The sequence below is a fragment of the Halomicrococcus pelagicus genome, from assembly GCF_050954125.1.
Window position 1 is genome coordinate 15310 of sequence record NZ_JBPBWC010000012.1, and the last position, 16773, is coordinate 32082.

Genomic DNA, 16773 nt, shown 5'->3' on the forward strand with positions numbered 1-16773 from the left:
GGTCAGTCGTCCGTCCTCGGGTGCACCCGACTGTCGTCCGCCACCTCGTGGAGGGCGTTCGTGACTGTGCCGTGTTCCGCGGCGTGCGGACGACCGGGAGCGTCGTCGTACCCGTAATTGAATAGGCGGTTGCGGTTGAGCGTCAGCTTCGTGAACTCCGGCTGGAGCAGGTCGAACAGTTCGAAGCGGTCCTCGAGTTCCGGGAACTGCGACTGGTAGTCGAGGACGGTCTCGCGGGCGTGCGTCCAGAACTCTTCCTCGTCGTAGTCCTCGTGGGCTTCCAGCACGTCCGCGACGTAGCGGAGGACGCAGACGAACAGGCCGCAGAAGACGAACTGGGTGAGACCCTCGGGCGGTTCCTTCCGGAGCACATCGTCTACCGCCTCGGGGAGAGCCTGGAGTTCGGGCAGGGGCCGGTCGCTCACGTTCACGTCGTCGGCGAAGTCCTTGACCGCGAGACGGCTCGGAGCGCCGTCCTCGACGACAAGGATGGTGTTCTGGCCGTGCGGCGAGAACGCCGTCCCGTAGCGGTAGAGGAAGTGGAGGAGCGGCGGCAACACGGTGTCGAAGAACTCCTCGACCCACTCGTCGAGGGTGAGTCCGGAGCGCTCGACGAGCTGCGAGAGGTACGGGACGCCGTCGCCGTCGACGTGCATCAGCGCTGAGAGCGTGACTGCGCGCTCGTCGTCCTCCAGGAACGTGTAGATGGACTCGCGCCAGACTGCGCCGAGCAGTTCGTGGTACTGGTAGGGCGACCCCTCGATGCCGACGAAGTCGTCGTGGTCGTAGTTGACGCCTGCTATCTCGCCCGGGAGGACGACGTCCTGCTCCTGCAGGAACTCGTCCCGCTCGTAGATGTCCTTGACGTACCGGGTGACGGTCGGCGCTATCTCGGTGCGTTCACCCGGGAGGCCGCGCCAGACGAGCGTGTTGAGGATGCGCATCGGCACCTTCACGTGGTGTTTCTCCTCGCTGTCGAGGTTGACGAAGGTGCGCACCGACTGCTGGGGGAGGTACTCGTCCGGCCCCTCGCCGAGGGGAACGATGTCGTCGCTGGCGATGTCGCCGGGGAACAGCGGGACGATGCTGTTCTCCCACTGCCAGTCGTGGACCGGGACGAAGTAGTAGGCGTCCGGGTCGCAGCTCCGGTCCGCGAGGCGGTCGCGGAACAGGTCGTAGTGGTCGCCGAGTTCGCTCCGCACCAGCGAGTTGTGGTCGCGGTCGGGCGTCGCGGTGAACGTCGCCTCGCTCCGCCGGACGGCCACCCACGACAGCGTGACCGGCTCTTTCCGTTCGGGGGCGTACTGCCGGTAGTCGTCGTAGCCCCACCCGAGCCGACCCTTGTTGTAGGTTATCCACGGGTGGCCCTCCATCTCGCCTTCGAGGTGCGCGTAGTCGAGGTCCGCGGGGTCGAACCCGTCGCGTTCGCGCTTGCGAGCCTCGACGTGGGCGTCGGCGAGGAGCGTCCGCTCGTACTCGCGGACGAGGTTGCCGGCCGTCAGCGCGTCGAGGTCGACGGTCGCTTCGAGGTCCCGGAGGAGGCGCACGGGGTCGGTCGCGGTCGTCCACGCGTCCCCGTCGGCGGTACGTCGTTCGACGGTGTCGCCGTGGACGCTGTAGCTGTCCATCAGCCGCTCGGTCGCCTCGAAGCGGTAGCTCGCCGGGTCGAGGTCGACGCGGTAGATGTGTCGGTCGCAGCCCGCGACCACCTTCTTCGGGTGGAGTATCTCCTCGTAGGCGAACTCTTCGAGCATCTTTGCGAGGAGACGCCGCTCGACGGTCTCCCAGACGTCCTGGCTCAACGCTGCGTCGCGGATCGTGTCGTTCGGGTTCATGGTCTGTGGTCGTTCGTACGCGGGGTCGTTTCGCTCCCGTCGCGGGAGGCACCGGGCGCGCGCTCGACGAACCGGTCGACCGAGAAGTCCTGGAAGACCGTGTCCTCGTCGTCGGGCAGGACCTCGCGGCCGGCGAGTCGGTTGACGAACTTCGAGTTGCGGTAGGCGCCGAGGCCGAGGTCCGGCACGCCGACGCCGTGCGTGTGGAGTTCGGCGTTCTGGAGGAAGACGTCGCCCGCGTGGTCGACGTCGAGGCAGTGGTCCTCGGTCACCGCGAAGCGACCGCGGTCGTCCCAGCGGATGGCGTCGGCCAGCGGGTCGAGGAACGCCGGCGTGGGCCGCTCGTAGCCCGTTCCGAGGACGACGACCTCCGACTCGTGGACGAACGACTCCTCGGCCTGCCACTGGCGGCAGTCGAGGGCGTAGGCGTCGCCCACGTCAGCGATGTCGCACACCTCGGTCATTGCGAACAGTCCGACGTCGGGGTCGCGGTCGCCGATGGAGCGCCGGTAGAGCAGGTCGTAGATGGCGGCGCTCGTGTCGGGGTCGACGCCCTTGTAGAGGCGGTCCTGGCTCGGGACGAGGTCGTCTTTGACCGCCTGGGGGAGGTCGTAGACGTAGCGCTCGTACTCGGGCGTGAAGTGCTGGAGGCCGAGCTTCGAGTACTCCATCGGGAAGAACCCGTCCGAGCGAGTGAGCCAGTCCAGGCGGTAGTCGTGGGTGGCCTGCCGTTCCAGCAGGTCCTCGAACACCTCGCTCGCGCTCTGGCCCGACCCGACGACGGTGACGGAGTCCGCGTCCAGCACGCGCTCGCGGTGGTGGCGGTACTGCGAGGTGTGGAAGACGTCCTCCTCCGGGTGGCCCTGCAGGTGGTCCGGAATCTGCGGCCGGGAGCCGACACCGAGCGCGAGGTTCTCGCCGCGGTACTCGAAGCGCTCGTCGGTTCCGGGGCGGCACGCGGCGACGACGTACTCGGCCGCGTCGTCGTCCCACCTGACCTCGGTGACCTCGCGGGCGAACCGGGTCGCGTCGAGGCGCTCCGACACCCACTGGAGGTAGTCGTTATACTCGCGGCGGGGCGTCTGGAACGTCTCGTAGAAGTAGAACTCGTAGATACGGCCCGTCTCCCGCAGGTAGTTGAGGTAGCTGTGGGGGTTCGTCGGGTCCGCGAGGGTGACGAGGTCCGCGAGGAACGGCACCTCGAGGGTCGTCCCCTCCAGCAACATCCCCTCGTGCCACTGGAACACCTCGTCCCGTTCGAGGAAGACGGCGTCGACGTCGACCGCGTCGGTCCCGTCGAGGAGCGCGGCGAGACCGAGGTTGAACGGTCCGAGGCCGACGCCCACGACGTCGTGGGTCGTCGCCGCCGACCCGGCGTCCTCAGTCATCGTCGGCCACCCCCTGTGCGGGCGCCGCCGGCGGGTCCGTCAGCACCTGGGACTCGAAGCGGTCTCGGTCGCAGACGAGGAGCGCCGCGTCCTTCTCGCGCTCGTCGAAGCGGAACTCCCCCTCGTCGCGGAAGCCGCAGCGTTCGAAGACGCGGCGGGCACGCTCGTTGCGCGCGTCCGGTTCGGCCACCACCCGCCGGGTTTCGGGGTGGCGGAACCGCATGGCGACCACGGCCCGCAGCAGGGGGAGCGCGTACCCGTGGCCGAGATACTCCTCGGGTCCGACGAGCAGGTGGACGCCCTGGTCGTTCGGGTCGGCGTCGTAGTGGTTCGCGAGCGCGTCGTCGGCCGCCCAGTAGCACTCCCAGTAGCTCATCGGGACGTGGTCGAGACAGCCGACGTAGGGCGTGAGGTGGTCGTCTTCGAGCTTCTCCCGGAGTTCCTCGCGGAACGCGGGCAGCGGCAGGTCGAGTTGCCAGTAGGGCTTGACGTGCTCGCTCCCAAGCCACCGGTGGAGGCGGCCGAGGTCCCGGTCGAGGTCGACCGGTCGGAGCGACACCGTCTTGCCGACGTCGCGCGCGTGCGTCTGGAAGTCGTACCGGGCCGCGACGACGGCGTCCGGTCCCGTCACGCGCGACCCACCTCCAGTTCGGCGACCAGCGGATTCTTCACGTCCGCGTACACCGACTGGTTCTCCAGGTCGTTCTGGAGTTCGTCGAGGCCGCGGAAGCGCGTGAGGAGGTTGGCCTTGCACGGGACCGTCTCGTCGTCCAGGAGCGGGCCCAGGAACGACGAGGACGGGCGGTCGTAGCGCCGCCGCGCCCGTTCGAGTTCCTCGCGGAGGAGCCACAGGAGCCGTCGCTCGTCGACGAGGTCCGCCGCGCCGAAGGCGTTGACCACGCCGAGAGCGTTGTTCAGTATCACGTAGTAGCGCAGGCGCTCGTCCGCGATGGCGTCCGCGCAGACGGTGTCCGCGCGCTCGCCGACCCCGGGGAGGTACTCCTCGACCCGGGGGTACATGGATTCGGGGAAGTAGAACCCCTGGTTGTCCCGGTATCGGAACTCGTCGGGGTAGCCGTCCCCGTCGAGGGTCACCACCGAGTTCTGCTGGTGCGCCTCGACGCCGACGCCCTGCACGAGGTAAAGCCACAGCACGGGCCGAATCCCGACTTCGAGATACCGCCGGAACCACTCCTCGCTGACGGCGGCGGTGTCGCGGCCCTCGCGCGCCGCGACGTCCGCGACGAGGCGGCCGAGGCGCGACGGACCCGCGATGCCGTCCTGACAGAGCGCGACGACGGGCGTCGACCGCTCGGCGCGGTCGCCGGTGAACGGGTTCGACCGGAGGACCGTCTCCAGCCCCGACTCGGACCCATCGCCGGCGTCCAGCGCGAGGTACGCCGGGTCGCGGACGACGTCGAAGTCGGGGAACTCGGCGCGGAGTTCGTCGCCGAACGCGGTGTCGAGGAGTTCGGCGACGGCGACGCCTCGCTCCAGTTCCGGCCGCTTGTTCGTCCGGACGGAGTTGGTTATCTTCACGCGGAGCGACGACTTCACCATGAGCGACGCGTCGGGGCTGTAGAGCGTCCGGACCGACGTCGTGGGGGCGAACTCCCGGCCGACAGCGCCGAGGTGCTCGAGGCCGTCGCCGAGGTGGGTCCGCACGTGGGGGCGGTCGAGCAGGTAGTCGGCCTGCCACGGGTGGACCGGCAGGAGGACGTCGTCGGACTCCACGTGGTCGGCGACGAACGACGACGGTACCTCGGGGTCGTCGCGGAGGGCGTCGTCCACCCACTCGGCGGCGGACCGGTCGAGCGCGGAGGCCTGCGAGACGAGGCCGGGGTCGGCCCGGAAGTAGTGGAGCGGGAACGACGCCCGGAGTTCCGGCGCGTACGTCTCGCGGTCGCGCTCGGCGATTCCCTGCCTGCTCTTCGGCGTCGGGTGGCGGTGGTGGCCGAAGACGAGCGACTGTTCGGCGTCGCGGAACGAGACGTCCGGACCGACGAGTCGGTCCTCGTCGCTGGCGCGCGCCGCGACGAACCGCGCCGTGTTCTGCTCGCTCCGGAGGACGCGTTCGAGGAGTTCGTCGCGGACGTCGCCCGCGTCGCCGCCGTCGGCGAGCAGAAGGTCCTTCGTCACCAGCGTCGCGAGCGTCGCGGCGTCGGCCCGGTGGACCGACCCGTCGGGGAGACGGTACCGGACGGGGAACTCGAACAGGTGGCGCTCGGTCGGCGAGCGGTGTGCGAGCGGCGCGACGACCGCGACGTCCTGCGCCGGGAGCGTCGCCCGCAGGAGCCCGTCGGGACCGGGTTCGACGCCCGCGACGGCGTCCTCGTGGACCGAGTACTCGCCGGTTTCACGGAGGTAGCAGTTCAGGAACGCCTGCACCGTCGCCCGGTCCGCGCGGGCGTCCGGGTCGACATCGCTCATGCCGTCACCTCCCGCCGGACCGCGGTGACGGTCCGGGCGCAGTCGCGGATGGCGTCGAGGACGGCCGCGACGTCGTCGAGCGTCGTCCGGGGGTTCATCAGCGTGAGCTTCAGCGCCGCCACGCCGTCGACCTCGGTGCGGGCGACGACCGCCCGCCCCGCGTTGAACAGCGCCTCGCGGACGGCGCGGGTGAAGCGGTCGAGTTCGCCCGCGGTCAGGTCCTCGTCGGGTCGATAGCGGAAGACGACCGTGTTCAGCGACGGGTCGGCGAGGAGGTCGAAGTCGTCGGCGTCGGCGAGGAGCGCGGCGGCGTCGTCCGCAGTGTCGAGCGTCGTCTCGACGAGGGGGGCCAGGCGCTCCCGGCCGAGCGCCCGGAACGCGACGTAGGGTTTCAGCGCGTCGAAGCGGCGAGTCGTGCGCGTCGACTTCTCGACGAGGTTCGGAGCCGCCGCGTCCGCGGGGTTGAGGTACTCGTCGTTGCGCGCGGCGTGGGCGAACGCGGCGCCGTCGCGGACGAGGAAGGCTCCGCAGCTTATCGGCTGGTAGAACAGCTTGTGGAAGTCGACGGCCAGCGAGTCGGCGCGCTCGACGCCCGCGAGGCGGTCGCGCTCGTCGCCGAGCGCGAGCGCCCCGCCGAACGCGGCGTCGACGTGGAACCAGAGGTCATGGTCGGCCGCGCGGTCCGCGAGGTCGTCGAGCGGGTCGATGGCCCCGAAGTCGGTCGTCCCGGCGGTGCCGACGAGCGCGAACGGTTCGTGGTCGCGGTCCCGGAGGTCGGCTATCGTCTCGTCCAGCGCCGACGGGTCCATGCGCCGGTCGTCGTCGGTCGGGACGGTGACGACGGCGTTCTCCCCGAGGCCGAGGTGGGCGGCCGCCTGCTCCGCGGTGAAGTGCGCCTCCTCCGAGCAGAGGACGCGGAGCCGCTTCGCCGCGAGCGGCAGTCCGGAGGACTGGACGTCGCGGCCGAAACGGTCGGCGCAGTACCGGTTCCGGGCGAGCAACAGCCCCTGGAAGTTCGACTCCGTCCCGCCGCCCGTGACGACGCCGTCCGCGCCGTCCGGGAGGTCGAAGAGGTCGGCGAGCGCGTCGACGACGCGCCGCTCGACGAGCGTGGCGGCCCCGCTCTGGTCGAACGAGTCGAGCGACTGGTTGGTCGCCGAGAGCAGCACCTCGGCGGCGAGTCCGGGCACCATCGGGGGGCAGTGCAGGTGGGCGGCGGTCCGCCCGTCGGCCACGTTCACCGTGTGCGGGAGGACGCGCTCTGCCACCTCGTCGAGCGCCGCGTCGAGGCCGACGCCCTCCTCTGGCAGCACAGGACCGTCGTCGAGCAGTGCGTCGAGCGCGTCGGGGGAACGGCCAGAGAACGGTCGCTCACGGTCGGCGGCGTCGACGACAGCCTCAGCGGCGCGGTCCAGCGCCTCGCGATAGGTCGCCTCGCCCGCCGCCGTGCCGAGGAAGAGGCGGTCGGCGTCGTCCGCCTCAGTCATCCGTCGACACCTCTCCGGGGGCGTTCGCGACGGCTTCGACCGCCTCGTCGAAGATGCCGGCGATGTCGTCGACCTGTTCCGACGAGACGACCAGCGGCGGGAGAAAGCGCGCGGTAGCGCCGTCGCGACCGCCGAGTTCGACGACGAGGCCGTGGTCGAAACACGCCGCCCGAACCGCCTCGGCGAAGTCGCCGTCGGGCGCGTGCGGACCGGCACCCCGCCACGGCGCGTCCGGGTCGACGAACTCGACGCCGAGCATCAGCCCGCGACCGCGAACGTCGCCGACGCGGTCGAAGCGTGCCGCCGTCTCCGCCAACCGGGTGCGCAGGCGCGACCCCATCTCGGCGGCGTGGTCGTCGAGGTCGTGTTCCAGCACGTACTCGACGGTCGCTTCGCCGGCGGCCATCGCGAGCTGGTTGCCGCGGAAGGTTCCCGCGTGGGTGCCGGGGTCCCACGCGTCGAGCGCCTCGTCGTACACGACCACGGCGAGCGGGAGGCCGCCGCCGACGGCCTTCGAGAGCGTCACTACGTCGGGCGTGATGTCGGCGTGCTCGAAGGCGTACAGTTCGCCGGTGCGGCCGAGGCCGGTCTGGACCTCGTCGACGACGAGCGGAACGTCGTGTTCGCGGGTGACCCGACGCATCTCCCGGAGCCACTCGTCCGGCGCGGGGACGGACCCGCCCTCGCCCTGAACCGGTTCGAGGATCATCCCCGCGGGGTCGGTGACGCCGCTCTCCGGGTCGGCGAGCAGGTTCTCGACGTACGTGCTCGCGGTGCGATGGCCCGCCTCGCCCCCGATGCCGAAGGGACAGCGGTAGTCGTGGGGGTACGGCAGGTGATGGACGTCGTCGACCAGTCCGGGGACCGCCTCCTTGGCGTCGGTGTCGCCCATCAGCGAGAGCGCACCGCTGGTCATGCCGTGGTACGCGCCCTGGAACCCCAGGACGCTCCGGTTCCCGGTGGCAGTCTTCACGAGTTTGAGCGCCGCCTCCACGGCGTCGGTACCGGCGGGACTGCAGAACTGCACCTTCGCGGAGTCGGCGAACTCGTCGGGGAGGCTCTCGAAGAGCGAGTCGACGAAGCGCTCCTTCGCGGGCGTCGAGATGTCGAGCGTGTGGAGCGGACGGTCGGCGTCCATGGCTCGCTCCATCGCCTCGGTGACGACGGGATGGTTGTGCCCGAGCGCGAGCGTTCCCGCGCCGGCGAGACAGTCGTAGTACTCGTCGCCGTCCATGTCGGTGACGGTGACACCCTGCGCTTCGCGGATGGCGAACGGGAGGTGGCGCGGGTAGGTCCGCGCGTTCGACTCCCGTTCGGCCTGCTGGGCGAGAATCGCGTCGTTACCGCCGTCGAGGTAGCTCACGGGGAGAACCCTCCGATTTCGGACGGTTCGGCGTCGCACTGCCGTTGCATTCGTGGGGTCGCTCGCTGCATACATTAATTTAGGCTTGCCTAAACCAAGGTAAAGGCATCGGATTTTAGGCCAGCCTAAACGCCGTGACCTGTCGTCGACCGACACCGTCACTTCCGGCGAGAAGAACGCGACGAGCGGCCCGAGCGCACGCGTGCGGTCGACATCCTTCGGCGCGTGCGTCGACCGCGACGCCAGGAGTTCCGCACGGGATTTGTACCGGCGCGACGAACCGGCGACCGTGACCCGCGACCTCTCACATCCCCTCGGTCCGTCGACGCAGGTGTATCCGGGCGACCCCGACGTGACGCTGTCGCCGCACGCGACCCACGAGGCGGACGGCTACCGGGTGACCCGGTTGTCGCTCGGCACGCACAGCGGGACGCACGTGGACGCGCCCAGCCACACCGAACCGGACGGACGGACGATAGACTCGTTTCCGGTCGAGACGTTCGCGTTCGACGCGCGCCTCGTCGACTGCACGGACTGCGGCCCGCGCGACCCCATCGAACGGTCGGCGCTGCCTGAGACGGACGCCGACCTGCTCGTCCTCCGGACGGGGTGGGCCGACCGCTGGGGCACCGACGCCTACCTTGACCACCCGTACCTCGCGCGAGAGGCCGCGGCGTGGTGTGCCGACCGCGGTCACCACGTCGCGGTGGACGCGCTCAGCGTCGACCCGACGCCCGGAAGCGGGAGCGACGAGGAACCGACGGGCGTGCCCGCCCACCACGAACTGCTCGGCGCGGAGCGACTGATACTGGAGAACCTGACGAACCTCGCGGGACTCCCGCAGCGGTTCCGGCTCCGGGCGTACCCCCTGCCGGTCGCGGACGGGGACGGTGCGCCGGTTCGGGCCGTCGCCGAGACGGACGGCTAGGGTCGGAACCAGCAGTAGCCGTAGGGGCCCAGCGAGACGTGCAGGTCGTCGCCGTCCGGTTCGAAGCGGGCGTCGCCGAAGACGGGCGTCGGGTCGGCGTTCAGCGCCAGCGTGACCGTCGCCGTCTCGTCGTCGAGGTTGTGGACCGCGACGATGGAGTCGCCGTCGAGCGAACTCGCGTGGGCGAACACCGCCGGATGGTCCGCGTCGAGGACGGTGCAGTCCCCCCGGGAGAGTTCGGGGAACTCGCCGCGAGTCCGGACGAGGCGACTCGTCCAGTTGAGCAGCGAGTCGGGGTCGGCCCGCTGGTCGGCGACGTTCACCGCCCCGGGGCCGAACGCCTCGTCCGAGACGACCGGGCGGACGAGGTCGTCGGGGTCGGCGGTCGAGAAGCCGGCGTTCTTCTCGTCGGACCACTGCATCGGGGTCGGACGGCGAAGCGTCCGGGCTGGTTCAAGTCCTCGCCCATCCCCATCTCGTCGCCGTAGACGACGACGGGCGTACCGGGCAGCGAGAACAGCAGGCTGTAGGCGAGTTCGATGCGGTCGCGGTCGCCGTCGAGTATCGGCGCGAGTCGGCGGCGGATGCCCCGGTCGTAGATGCGCATGTCCTCGTCGGGCGCGAACGCCTCGTACACGTCCGCCTGCTCCGCCTCGGTGAGCGCGCCGATGTTGAGTTCTTCCAGGTTCCGCAGGAAGTTCGCCCAGCCGGCGCCCTCGGGCGGGTCGGGCAGTTCGTCGAGCACGTACGCCAGCGGAGCGGACTCGCCGCGGGCCAGCGCGAGCACCAGACGAGCGTTTAGCTGGAAGTTCAGCAGGAGATGCATCTCGTCGCCGTCGCCGAAGTACTCACCGAGTTCAGCGGGCGGCCTGTCCGCCTCCGCGAGGAGGACGGCGTCGCTGCGCCGCCGGGAGACGAATTCGCGCATCTCCCGCAGGAAGCCGTGGGGGTCGTCCAGCGGCCCCTCCGCGAGCCCCTTCGTCTGGGTGAGCAACCCTGCGGCGTCGATGCGGAAGCCGTCGACGCCGAGCTCCAGCCAGAAGCCGATTATCTTCTTGACCTCCTCGCGCACCGCGGGGTTGGCGACGTTCAGGTCCGGCTGGAAGTGGTAGAACCGGTGGTAGTAGTACGCGTCCGCCGCCTCGTCGTACGACCAGACGTGGTCCTCCTCGCCCGGGAATATCGGTCCCCGGTCGGGGTGGAGGTCCGGCTCCTCGTCCGCCCAGAGGTAGAAGTCCCGGTACTTCGAGTCGGGGTCCTCGCGGGCGGCCTGGAACCACGGGTGCTGGTCGGACGTGTGGTTCACCACGAGGTCCACGACGACCCGGATGCCCCGCGACTCGGCCGCGCGCACGAACTCCACGAAGTCGCCGAGCGTGCCGAGCCGGGAGTCCACCCCGTAGTAGTCCATCACGTCGTAACCGTTGTCCCGACCCGGCGTCGGGTAGAACGGCAGCAGCCAGATGCAGTCGATGCCCAGTCTGGAGAAGTAGTCGAGGCTCTCCGTGAGCCCCTGGAAGTCGCCGATGCCGTCGCCGTCCGCGTCCCGGAACGCCTTCAGGTCTACGGAGTAGACGGTGGCGTCCTGGTACCACGAATTCTCCGTCTCTCGCACGACCGCAACCAAGGAAGGAGGGCAAGAAAATCATGTGGCTGGGAGACGATACGAAGAGACGTGACGGCGAGCCGTCCGTCTTCCGACAGTTCCGCCGGACGACCGTACTGCCTTTAACCCGGACGCGACTACTGCACGACGTGCAGAACGTCACGGACCGGACCTCCAACCCATTCGGCATGTCCCCGCCTTGCGAGTACGACTGTGCGGCCGACGGCGGCCGGTCGGCCGTGTTCGGCTACGGCGACGCCAACGCCGACTTCCACCTCGTCGGCGACCATCCGAACGCTCACGGCGGCGTGTCCACCGGCGTCCCGTTCACGGACGGCGTCGCGGGCGAGCGACTCCAGCCGGTGCTGAACGAGGTCGGACTGCTCGGCGACGCCTACAGCGACGAACCGACCGTCTCGAACCTCTTTTCGAGCTACCTTCACATGTGCTGTCTGCCCGACGACCGGGAGCCGACCGACCGGGAGTACGCCGCCCTTGAACCGTTCTTCGACGCGGAACTGCGCGCGATCGCGGCCCACGTGTTGCTCCCCGTCGGCGAGCGAGCGACGGCGCACGTCCTCGAGGAGTACACCGCGCGAGCGTCGGAGCTGTCCCGGGGGATGGCGTCCCTGCACGCCGCCCAGTTGAAAGGCCGGGGCTTCCTCGTCGTGCCGATACGCGACCCGCGCGAGTGGGAGGCGGGCGACGACGACGCGCTCCGCGACGAACTCGCAGGGATTCTCGCGGGGGACTACCGCCAGACGGTCGACCTCGGACGGTTCACCGCGACCGACGAGCCGTACGAGGTTCGGTGACGACGCGAATTACCTCCTCGACGATGGCTCCGACCATCGACAGCGCCAGCAGCGCGACCGGGAGCAGTACGAGGTCGACGACGACGAGCCCGACGACGGCCCCGATTCCGATGGCGACCAGCTTGGGCGTTCCGAGCGACTCGATGTCCATGGGGGACAGTCGGCGTCGAGGCACTTGGTGACTCCGGGCGACCGCGGCCCGTCGCGCGGTCGAGCGACCGACGGCTACCGGCGGTTGAACTGAACATCTATGAGGAACGGGTCCGTAACTGGCGACGTGACCCGTCCCGACTCCGCGCGCCGGGCGGTCGAGCGCCTCGCCGACCCCGTCGTCGCGCTCGACGAAGACCGGCGCGTCACCTACCGGAACGACGCGGCGAGCGACCGGTTCGACGTTCGCGTCGGCGACGCTCTCTCGGAGACCTTTCCCGCGACCGCCGTCGACCGGCTCCGCGAGCACTGCGAGTGGGCCAGCCGCCGCGGCGAACCGGTCTCCGTCCGCGTCGCGCTCGAGGACGACCACGCCGTCAGAATCCATCCGGACGGCGACGAACTGACGCTCGCGTTCCAGCCCGTCGACCCGCCGTCGGACGCCTCCGGTGCGTCGAACGACGCTCCGTCCGACCCGACGGCGGAACCGGCGGCCGGAACGCCGTCGACCGCGCGGATGGACGGCTCGACCACCAGGCTCTCCGAACTGTCGGCCGGCGACCTCGCCGCGTCGACCGACGTGGCGGCGGAGTTCGAACTGAAGGAGCGCGCCATCAACGAAGCGCCCGTCGGCATCACCATCGCGAGCGCGGAGTCGGACGACGAACCGCTCGTGTACATCAACGAGGCGTTCGAGGAACTGACGGGCTATCCGGCCGAAGAGGTGCTCGGGCGCAACTGCCGGTTCCTCCAGGGCGAGGAGACCGACCCGGAGGCCGTCGAGCGGATGTCGGCGGCCATCGACGCCGAGGAACCCGTCTCCGTCGAACTCCGGAACTACCGACGGGACGGCGAGGCGTTCTGGAACAAGGTTGACATCGCGCCCGTGCGCGGAGACGACGGCGAGGTCACCCACTTCGTCGGCTTCCAGACGGACGTGACGGAGCGCAAGCGCGCCGAGCGCACCGCCCGCCGGCGCGCAGAGGAGCTCGAATTCCTGCTGGAGCGCATCGAGGGACTGCTCGGTGACGTGACCAGCGCGGTGGTCGAGGCGGACACGCGCGCGGAGATAGAGGCGGCGGTCTGCCGACGACTGGCCGACAGCGACCCCTACGAACTGGCCTGGGTCGGCGAGCGCGACGTCGGACGCGGCACGGTGCAGCCCCGGGAGTCAGCGACCGCGGCGACCGACGCTACCGACGCCGCCGACGCGCCGACGCCCGACCCCGACGCCGAGGTGGTCGACACGGCGCTCCGGACGGGCGAGTTCCGGGTGAGCGCCGACGGCCACGCGGCGGCGATACCGCTCGACGCCGAGGACGCCGAGTACGGCGTGCTCGTGGTGCAGGCGACCCGCCCGGACGCGTTCGACGAGCGCGAGCGCGTCGTCCTGCGGTCGCTCGGCAGGGCCATCGCCAGCGCCATCAACGCCCGGGAGACGCGGCGCATCCTCGTCGCCGACAGCGTCGTCGAGACGGAGTTGTCCTTCCGCGACCCGGACCTCTTCTTCGTCGCGGTCTCCCGGGAGACCGGTGCCGAACTCACCTACAGGGGGTCGGTCCACCGCGAAGACGGGTCGCTCGTCTCGCTGTTCTCGGTCAGCGGCGCGGACGGAGAGCGCGTCGTCGAGGCCGCCGAGGACTGCGAGGACGTCGCGGGCGCGACCCTGGTCGCCGAACAGGACGGCGCGTCGCTGGTGGAGTTCGACCTCCCCGCGGACGCGGTCGTCTCGACCGTGTCCGGCCACGGCGGCAAGACCCAGTCCATCAGCGCCGCGGACGGCGAAGGACGGATGGTCGTCGAGTTCCCCGAGTCGGCGGACGTGCGCTCGCTGGTCGACGACCTCCGGTCCAGGTACGACGGGACGGAGCTGCTGGCGCTGCGCCACCGCGAGCGCCCGGCGAAGACGAAACAGGAGTTCATCGCGTCGCTGTCCGACGAACTCACGGACCGCCAGTTGACGGCGCTCCAGAAGGCGTACGTCGGCGGCTTCTTCGAGTGGCCCCGACCGGTGACGGGCGAGGACCTCGCCAGTTCGATGGGGATATCCCGGTCTACGTTCCACGAGCATCTCCGGGCCGCCCAGCGAAAGCTCTGCGCCGAGTTCTTCGACGGGAGATAGGTCGGTCGCGGGCGTCGTCCGCGTCGCCGGCTGCCCGCTGGCCGCACCGACCACCCCCGCGATTTCCGCTGTCCCGGCGCGCCGCGAGGGGCGAGGGGTAGCGACCGGGACGCGACTCCGAGGGCCGGAGCCGGGGCTCCCGGGAGACGGACGCATTTATCATCCCGGGGTGGCTGGAAGCGGACATGCGCCTCATCCAGGTCCGCGTCCCGGAGGACGACCGCGACGCGGTCCTCGGGGTCCTCGACGACGAGGACATCGACTACGTGCTCACGCCCGAGGCGAGCGACGGCGACGAGGCGACCATGCTCGAGTTCCCGCTACCGACCCAGGCGGTCGACGCCGCGCTCTCCGACCTTCGGGACGCGGGCCTCGACGACGACGAGTACACCGTCGTCGGGAACGTCGAGACCGCACGGACACCGAACATCGACGAACTCGAAAATCGGTTCATGACGGGCAACGACGAGGACGACAGCGTCGCCAGCGAGGAGATACGGACGAAGGCGCTCGGGATGAACCCGAATCCGCTTCCGTACTACGCGATGACGCTGCTCTCGGCGGTCGTCGCCACGGCGGGTCTGCTGCTGGATTCGCCCGCGCTGGTCGTCGGGTCGATGGTCATCGCACCGCAGGTCGGTTCCGCGATGACCGTCAGCGTCGGCTTCGTGCTGAACGACCGCGACATGATAACCGACGGACTGCGCTCGCAGGTGCTCGGTCTCGGACTGGCCATCGTCGGCGCGGCGGCGTTCGGGTGGGCGCTAAAGTCGGCGGCGTTCGTCCCGCCGGCGCTCGACGTGGCGACGATAAATCAGATCAGCCAGCGCATCTCGCCCGGATTGCTCTCGTTCGTCGTCGGCATCTGTGCCGGCGCGGCGGGTGCGTTCGGCCTCGCGACTGCGCTGCCGGTGTCGCTCGTCGGCGTCATGATCGCGGCGGCACTCATCCCGGCGGCCGCGGCGGTCGGGGTGGGCCTCGCGTGGGGGCCACCGGGCGTCGCGTTCGGGGCGTTCGTCCTGCTCGTCATCAACGCCGTCGGCATCAACGTCGCCGGGAGCACCGTCCTCTGGTATCTCGGCTACCGGCCCCAGGACGGCCCGACCGGAGCGGAGCGACTCCGCGACGCGACGCCCGTCGTCGCCGCCGCGCTCCTCCTGCTCGTCGCCTTTGCCGGAGCCGGCCTCCTCACCGTCCAGCAGGTCCAGACGGAGAACGCCGTCAACGAGGCGGTACAGGGCGTCGTCGAACAGGACCGGTACGGCGAACTCGAACTCGTCGACGTGCAGGCGGAGTTCGACGACATGGGCCTGGTCGACGAATCTCAAAACGTCACGGTGGTGGTCAGCAGGCCAGCCGACAGGTCCTATCCCGGGCTGGCGAAGACCATCGGGAACCGCGTCGCCCAACGCGTCGACGGGAAGACCGTCGTCGAAGTGGAGTTCACCGAGCGCCAGCGTCACGTGGCGCGAACGTGAACCCGTGGCGCGCCGTGACGTGGTGGGCCGCCGTCCCCCAGACGTAGTCCTCGGCGGGCCACCACGTCCGGGCGTTGTTGAACCCGCCGACCATGACGCCCGCGTCCGGCCGCTCCGGGTCGGGGTGGTAGTTGACGCTCCCGCTGTCGCCGTCGTCGAACGCCGACTGCGACCCCCACTTCAGTTGACCGCGCTTGCACACCTGGCCGTACGCGCAGGTCATCCCGTCGATCGCCTGAATCTTCCCCCGGGTCCGGCCGGTCGTCACGCCCACCTTCGCCAGCTTCTCGTCCTGCGCTTTCAACGTCGCCAGCCCCTCGCGGGAAAACTGACCGACGACCGTCCGGGGCTCGGCGCCTTCGATGGCGCTCGCCGGCCAGTAGCCGTCGGTCGGGGCGACGCGCACGAAGTCCTCCAGCGCGTACCCCCGCTCGACGGTGCCGATGCGGGGCGACGCCGCCTTCCCGACGAGACGGAGCGACGTGCCCCGCCGTTCCGTCTCGTCGCCGCCGACGACGTGATTCGCGGTGGCGAAGAACGGCCGTCGACCGTCGTACATCGCCGGAGCGAGCGTCCCGGTCGAATCCGGCGTCCCGCAGGCCACGCCGCCCGGGACCGACGTTCCGGAGCGGTTCTCGACCGGGTCGACGCTCGACGGCGGAGAGCGGCCCGGGTCGACCCGCGTCACCTCGACCGACACGTCGCCGACTCGCTCGGGCAGGTCGGCGTCCGCCCGGGCGGCGACCTCGACGGCGGCGTTCCGGCCGCCGAACTCTCCCGGCACGACCCCGGCCGCCACGACGCCCTCGCGCGAGACGAACGCCGCCTCCCGGTGAGCGTCGAGCGCCGCCCGGAGGTCGGCGAACCAGTCCGCCGGCACGGTGGTCTTCCGCGGCCCGAAGCGACCCTCCTCGCCGCCGTTCTCCGCGTCGCGGGCGAACCCGTAGACGATGGGCACCTCGTCGCTGCCGGCGGCGCGCACGTCGTCCGCCGTCAGCAGCGCCGCCATCCCTCCGAACCCCGCCCCGGCCAGCGTCTCGACGAAGCGACGTCGCCCCATAGTTCTCAGTCGGCTGGCACGAACCGACCGCGGTCTCGGCCGGCGACCGGTGTCGTCGTCCCTTTCTCGCATCTCGCAGACCTGTACGACGGACGAGCACTTGAATCTCCG

14 protein-coding genes are annotated in these 16773 nt (G+C 70.4%); 4 read left to right on the plus strand and 10 right to left on the minus strand.

The window, feature by feature from the left end; genetic code table 11:
* Positions 1-2: 2 nt before the first annotated feature.
* Genes ACRYA2_RS18200 through ACRYA2_RS18225 form a run of 6 tightly spaced genes read right to left on the minus strand, consistent with a single transcriptional unit; the run spans position 3 to position 8503 of the window.
* Positions 3-1835 carry an IucA/IucC family protein gene (locus ACRYA2_RS18200; protein ID WP_433631322.1) on the minus strand — a complete coding sequence of 611 codons (1833 nt, stop codon included), beginning with the start codon at positions 1833-1835 and terminating at the stop codon, positions 3-5.
* On the minus strand, positions 1832-3223 hold the full coding sequence (locus ACRYA2_RS18205; RefSeq protein ID WP_433631324.1) for a lysine N(6)-hydroxylase/L-ornithine N(5)-oxygenase family protein: 1392 nt from the start codon (positions 3221-3223) through the stop codon (positions 1832-1834). The genes ACRYA2_RS18200 and ACRYA2_RS18205 overlap by 4 nt, the downstream gene beginning before the upstream one ends.
* Entirely contained in the window at positions 3216-3854 is a 639-nt protein-coding gene (locus ACRYA2_RS18210; protein WP_433631326.1) for a GNAT family N-acetyltransferase, read from the minus strand. Before ACRYA2_RS18210 ends, ACRYA2_RS18205 begins: the two co-directional genes overlap by 8 nt.
* Positions 3851-5653 carry an IucA/IucC family protein gene (locus ACRYA2_RS18215; RefSeq protein ID WP_433631329.1) on the minus strand — a complete coding sequence of 601 codons (1803 nt, stop codon included), beginning with the start codon at positions 5651-5653 and terminating at the stop codon, positions 3851-3853. The genes ACRYA2_RS18210 and ACRYA2_RS18215 overlap by 4 nt, the downstream gene beginning before the upstream one ends.
* On the minus strand, positions 5650-7140 hold the full coding sequence (locus ACRYA2_RS18220; protein ID WP_433631332.1) for a pyridoxal phosphate-dependent decarboxylase family protein: 1491 nt from the start codon (positions 7138-7140) through the stop codon (positions 5650-5652). The genes ACRYA2_RS18215 and ACRYA2_RS18220 overlap by 4 nt, the downstream gene beginning before the upstream one ends.
* A complete protein-coding gene (locus ACRYA2_RS18225) occupies positions 7133-8503 on the minus strand; it encodes a diaminobutyrate--2-oxoglutarate transaminase (protein WP_433631334.1) in 1371 nt (456 codons plus the stop codon). Before ACRYA2_RS18225 ends, ACRYA2_RS18220 begins: the two co-directional genes overlap by 8 nt.
* Before the next feature lie 289 nt (positions 8504-8792).
* On the opposite strand from ACRYA2_RS18225, the gene ACRYA2_RS18230 reads away from it, so the two are divergent.
* Entirely contained in the window at positions 8793-9431 is a 639-nt protein-coding gene (locus tag ACRYA2_RS18230; protein WP_433631620.1) for a cyclase family protein, read from the plus strand.
* Here ACRYA2_RS18230 and ACRYA2_RS18235 read toward each other — a convergent pair.
* Both ACRYA2_RS18235 and ACRYA2_RS18240 read right to left on the minus strand, forming a co-directional pair.
* Positions 9428-9853, minus strand: coding sequence for an alpha-glucosidase C-terminal domain-containing protein (locus ACRYA2_RS18235; protein ID WP_433631337.1), 426 nt, complete (start codon positions 9851-9853; stop codon positions 9428-9430). The genes ACRYA2_RS18230 and ACRYA2_RS18235 overlap by 4 nt on opposite strands.
* Entirely contained in the window at positions 9751-11046 is a 1296-nt protein-coding gene (locus ACRYA2_RS18240; RefSeq protein WP_433631340.1) for an alpha-amylase family protein, read from the minus strand. The genes ACRYA2_RS18235 and ACRYA2_RS18240 overlap by 103 nt, the downstream gene beginning before the upstream one ends.
* Before the next feature lie 140 nt (positions 11047-11186).
* On the opposite strand from ACRYA2_RS18240, the gene ACRYA2_RS18245 reads away from it, so the two are divergent.
* Positions 11187-11852, plus strand: a complete 666-nt coding sequence (locus tag ACRYA2_RS18245; RefSeq protein ID WP_433631623.1) for a uracil-DNA glycosylase family protein — start codon at positions 11187-11189, stop codon at positions 11850-11852.
* Here ACRYA2_RS18245 and ACRYA2_RS18250 read toward each other — a convergent pair.
* Positions 11818-12003, minus strand: a complete 186-nt coding sequence (locus tag ACRYA2_RS18250; RefSeq protein ID WP_433631343.1) for a hypothetical protein — start codon at positions 12001-12003, stop codon at positions 11818-11820. The two genes, ACRYA2_RS18245 and ACRYA2_RS18250, sit on opposite strands and share 35 nt — an antisense overlap.
* A 126-nt stretch (positions 12004-12129) precedes the next feature.
* Here ACRYA2_RS18250 and ACRYA2_RS18255 point away from each other — a divergent pair, with 126 nt between their 5' ends.
* Entirely contained in the window at positions 12130-14124 is a 1995-nt protein-coding gene (locus ACRYA2_RS18255) for a bacterio-opsin activator domain-containing protein (protein ID WP_433631346.1), read from the plus strand.
* A gap of 185 nt (positions 14125-14309) precedes the next feature.
* A complete protein-coding gene (locus tag ACRYA2_RS18260) occupies positions 14310-15602 on the plus strand; it encodes a TIGR00341 family protein (protein WP_433631349.1) in 1293 nt (430 codons plus the stop codon).
* Here ACRYA2_RS18260 and ACRYA2_RS18265 read toward each other — a convergent pair.
* Positions 15568-16662, minus strand: coding sequence for a hypothetical protein (locus ACRYA2_RS18265; protein WP_433631352.1), 1095 nt, complete (start codon positions 16660-16662; stop codon positions 15568-15570). The two genes, ACRYA2_RS18260 and ACRYA2_RS18265, sit on opposite strands and share 35 nt — an antisense overlap.
* Between the last annotated feature and the right edge of the window lie 111 nt (positions 16663-16773).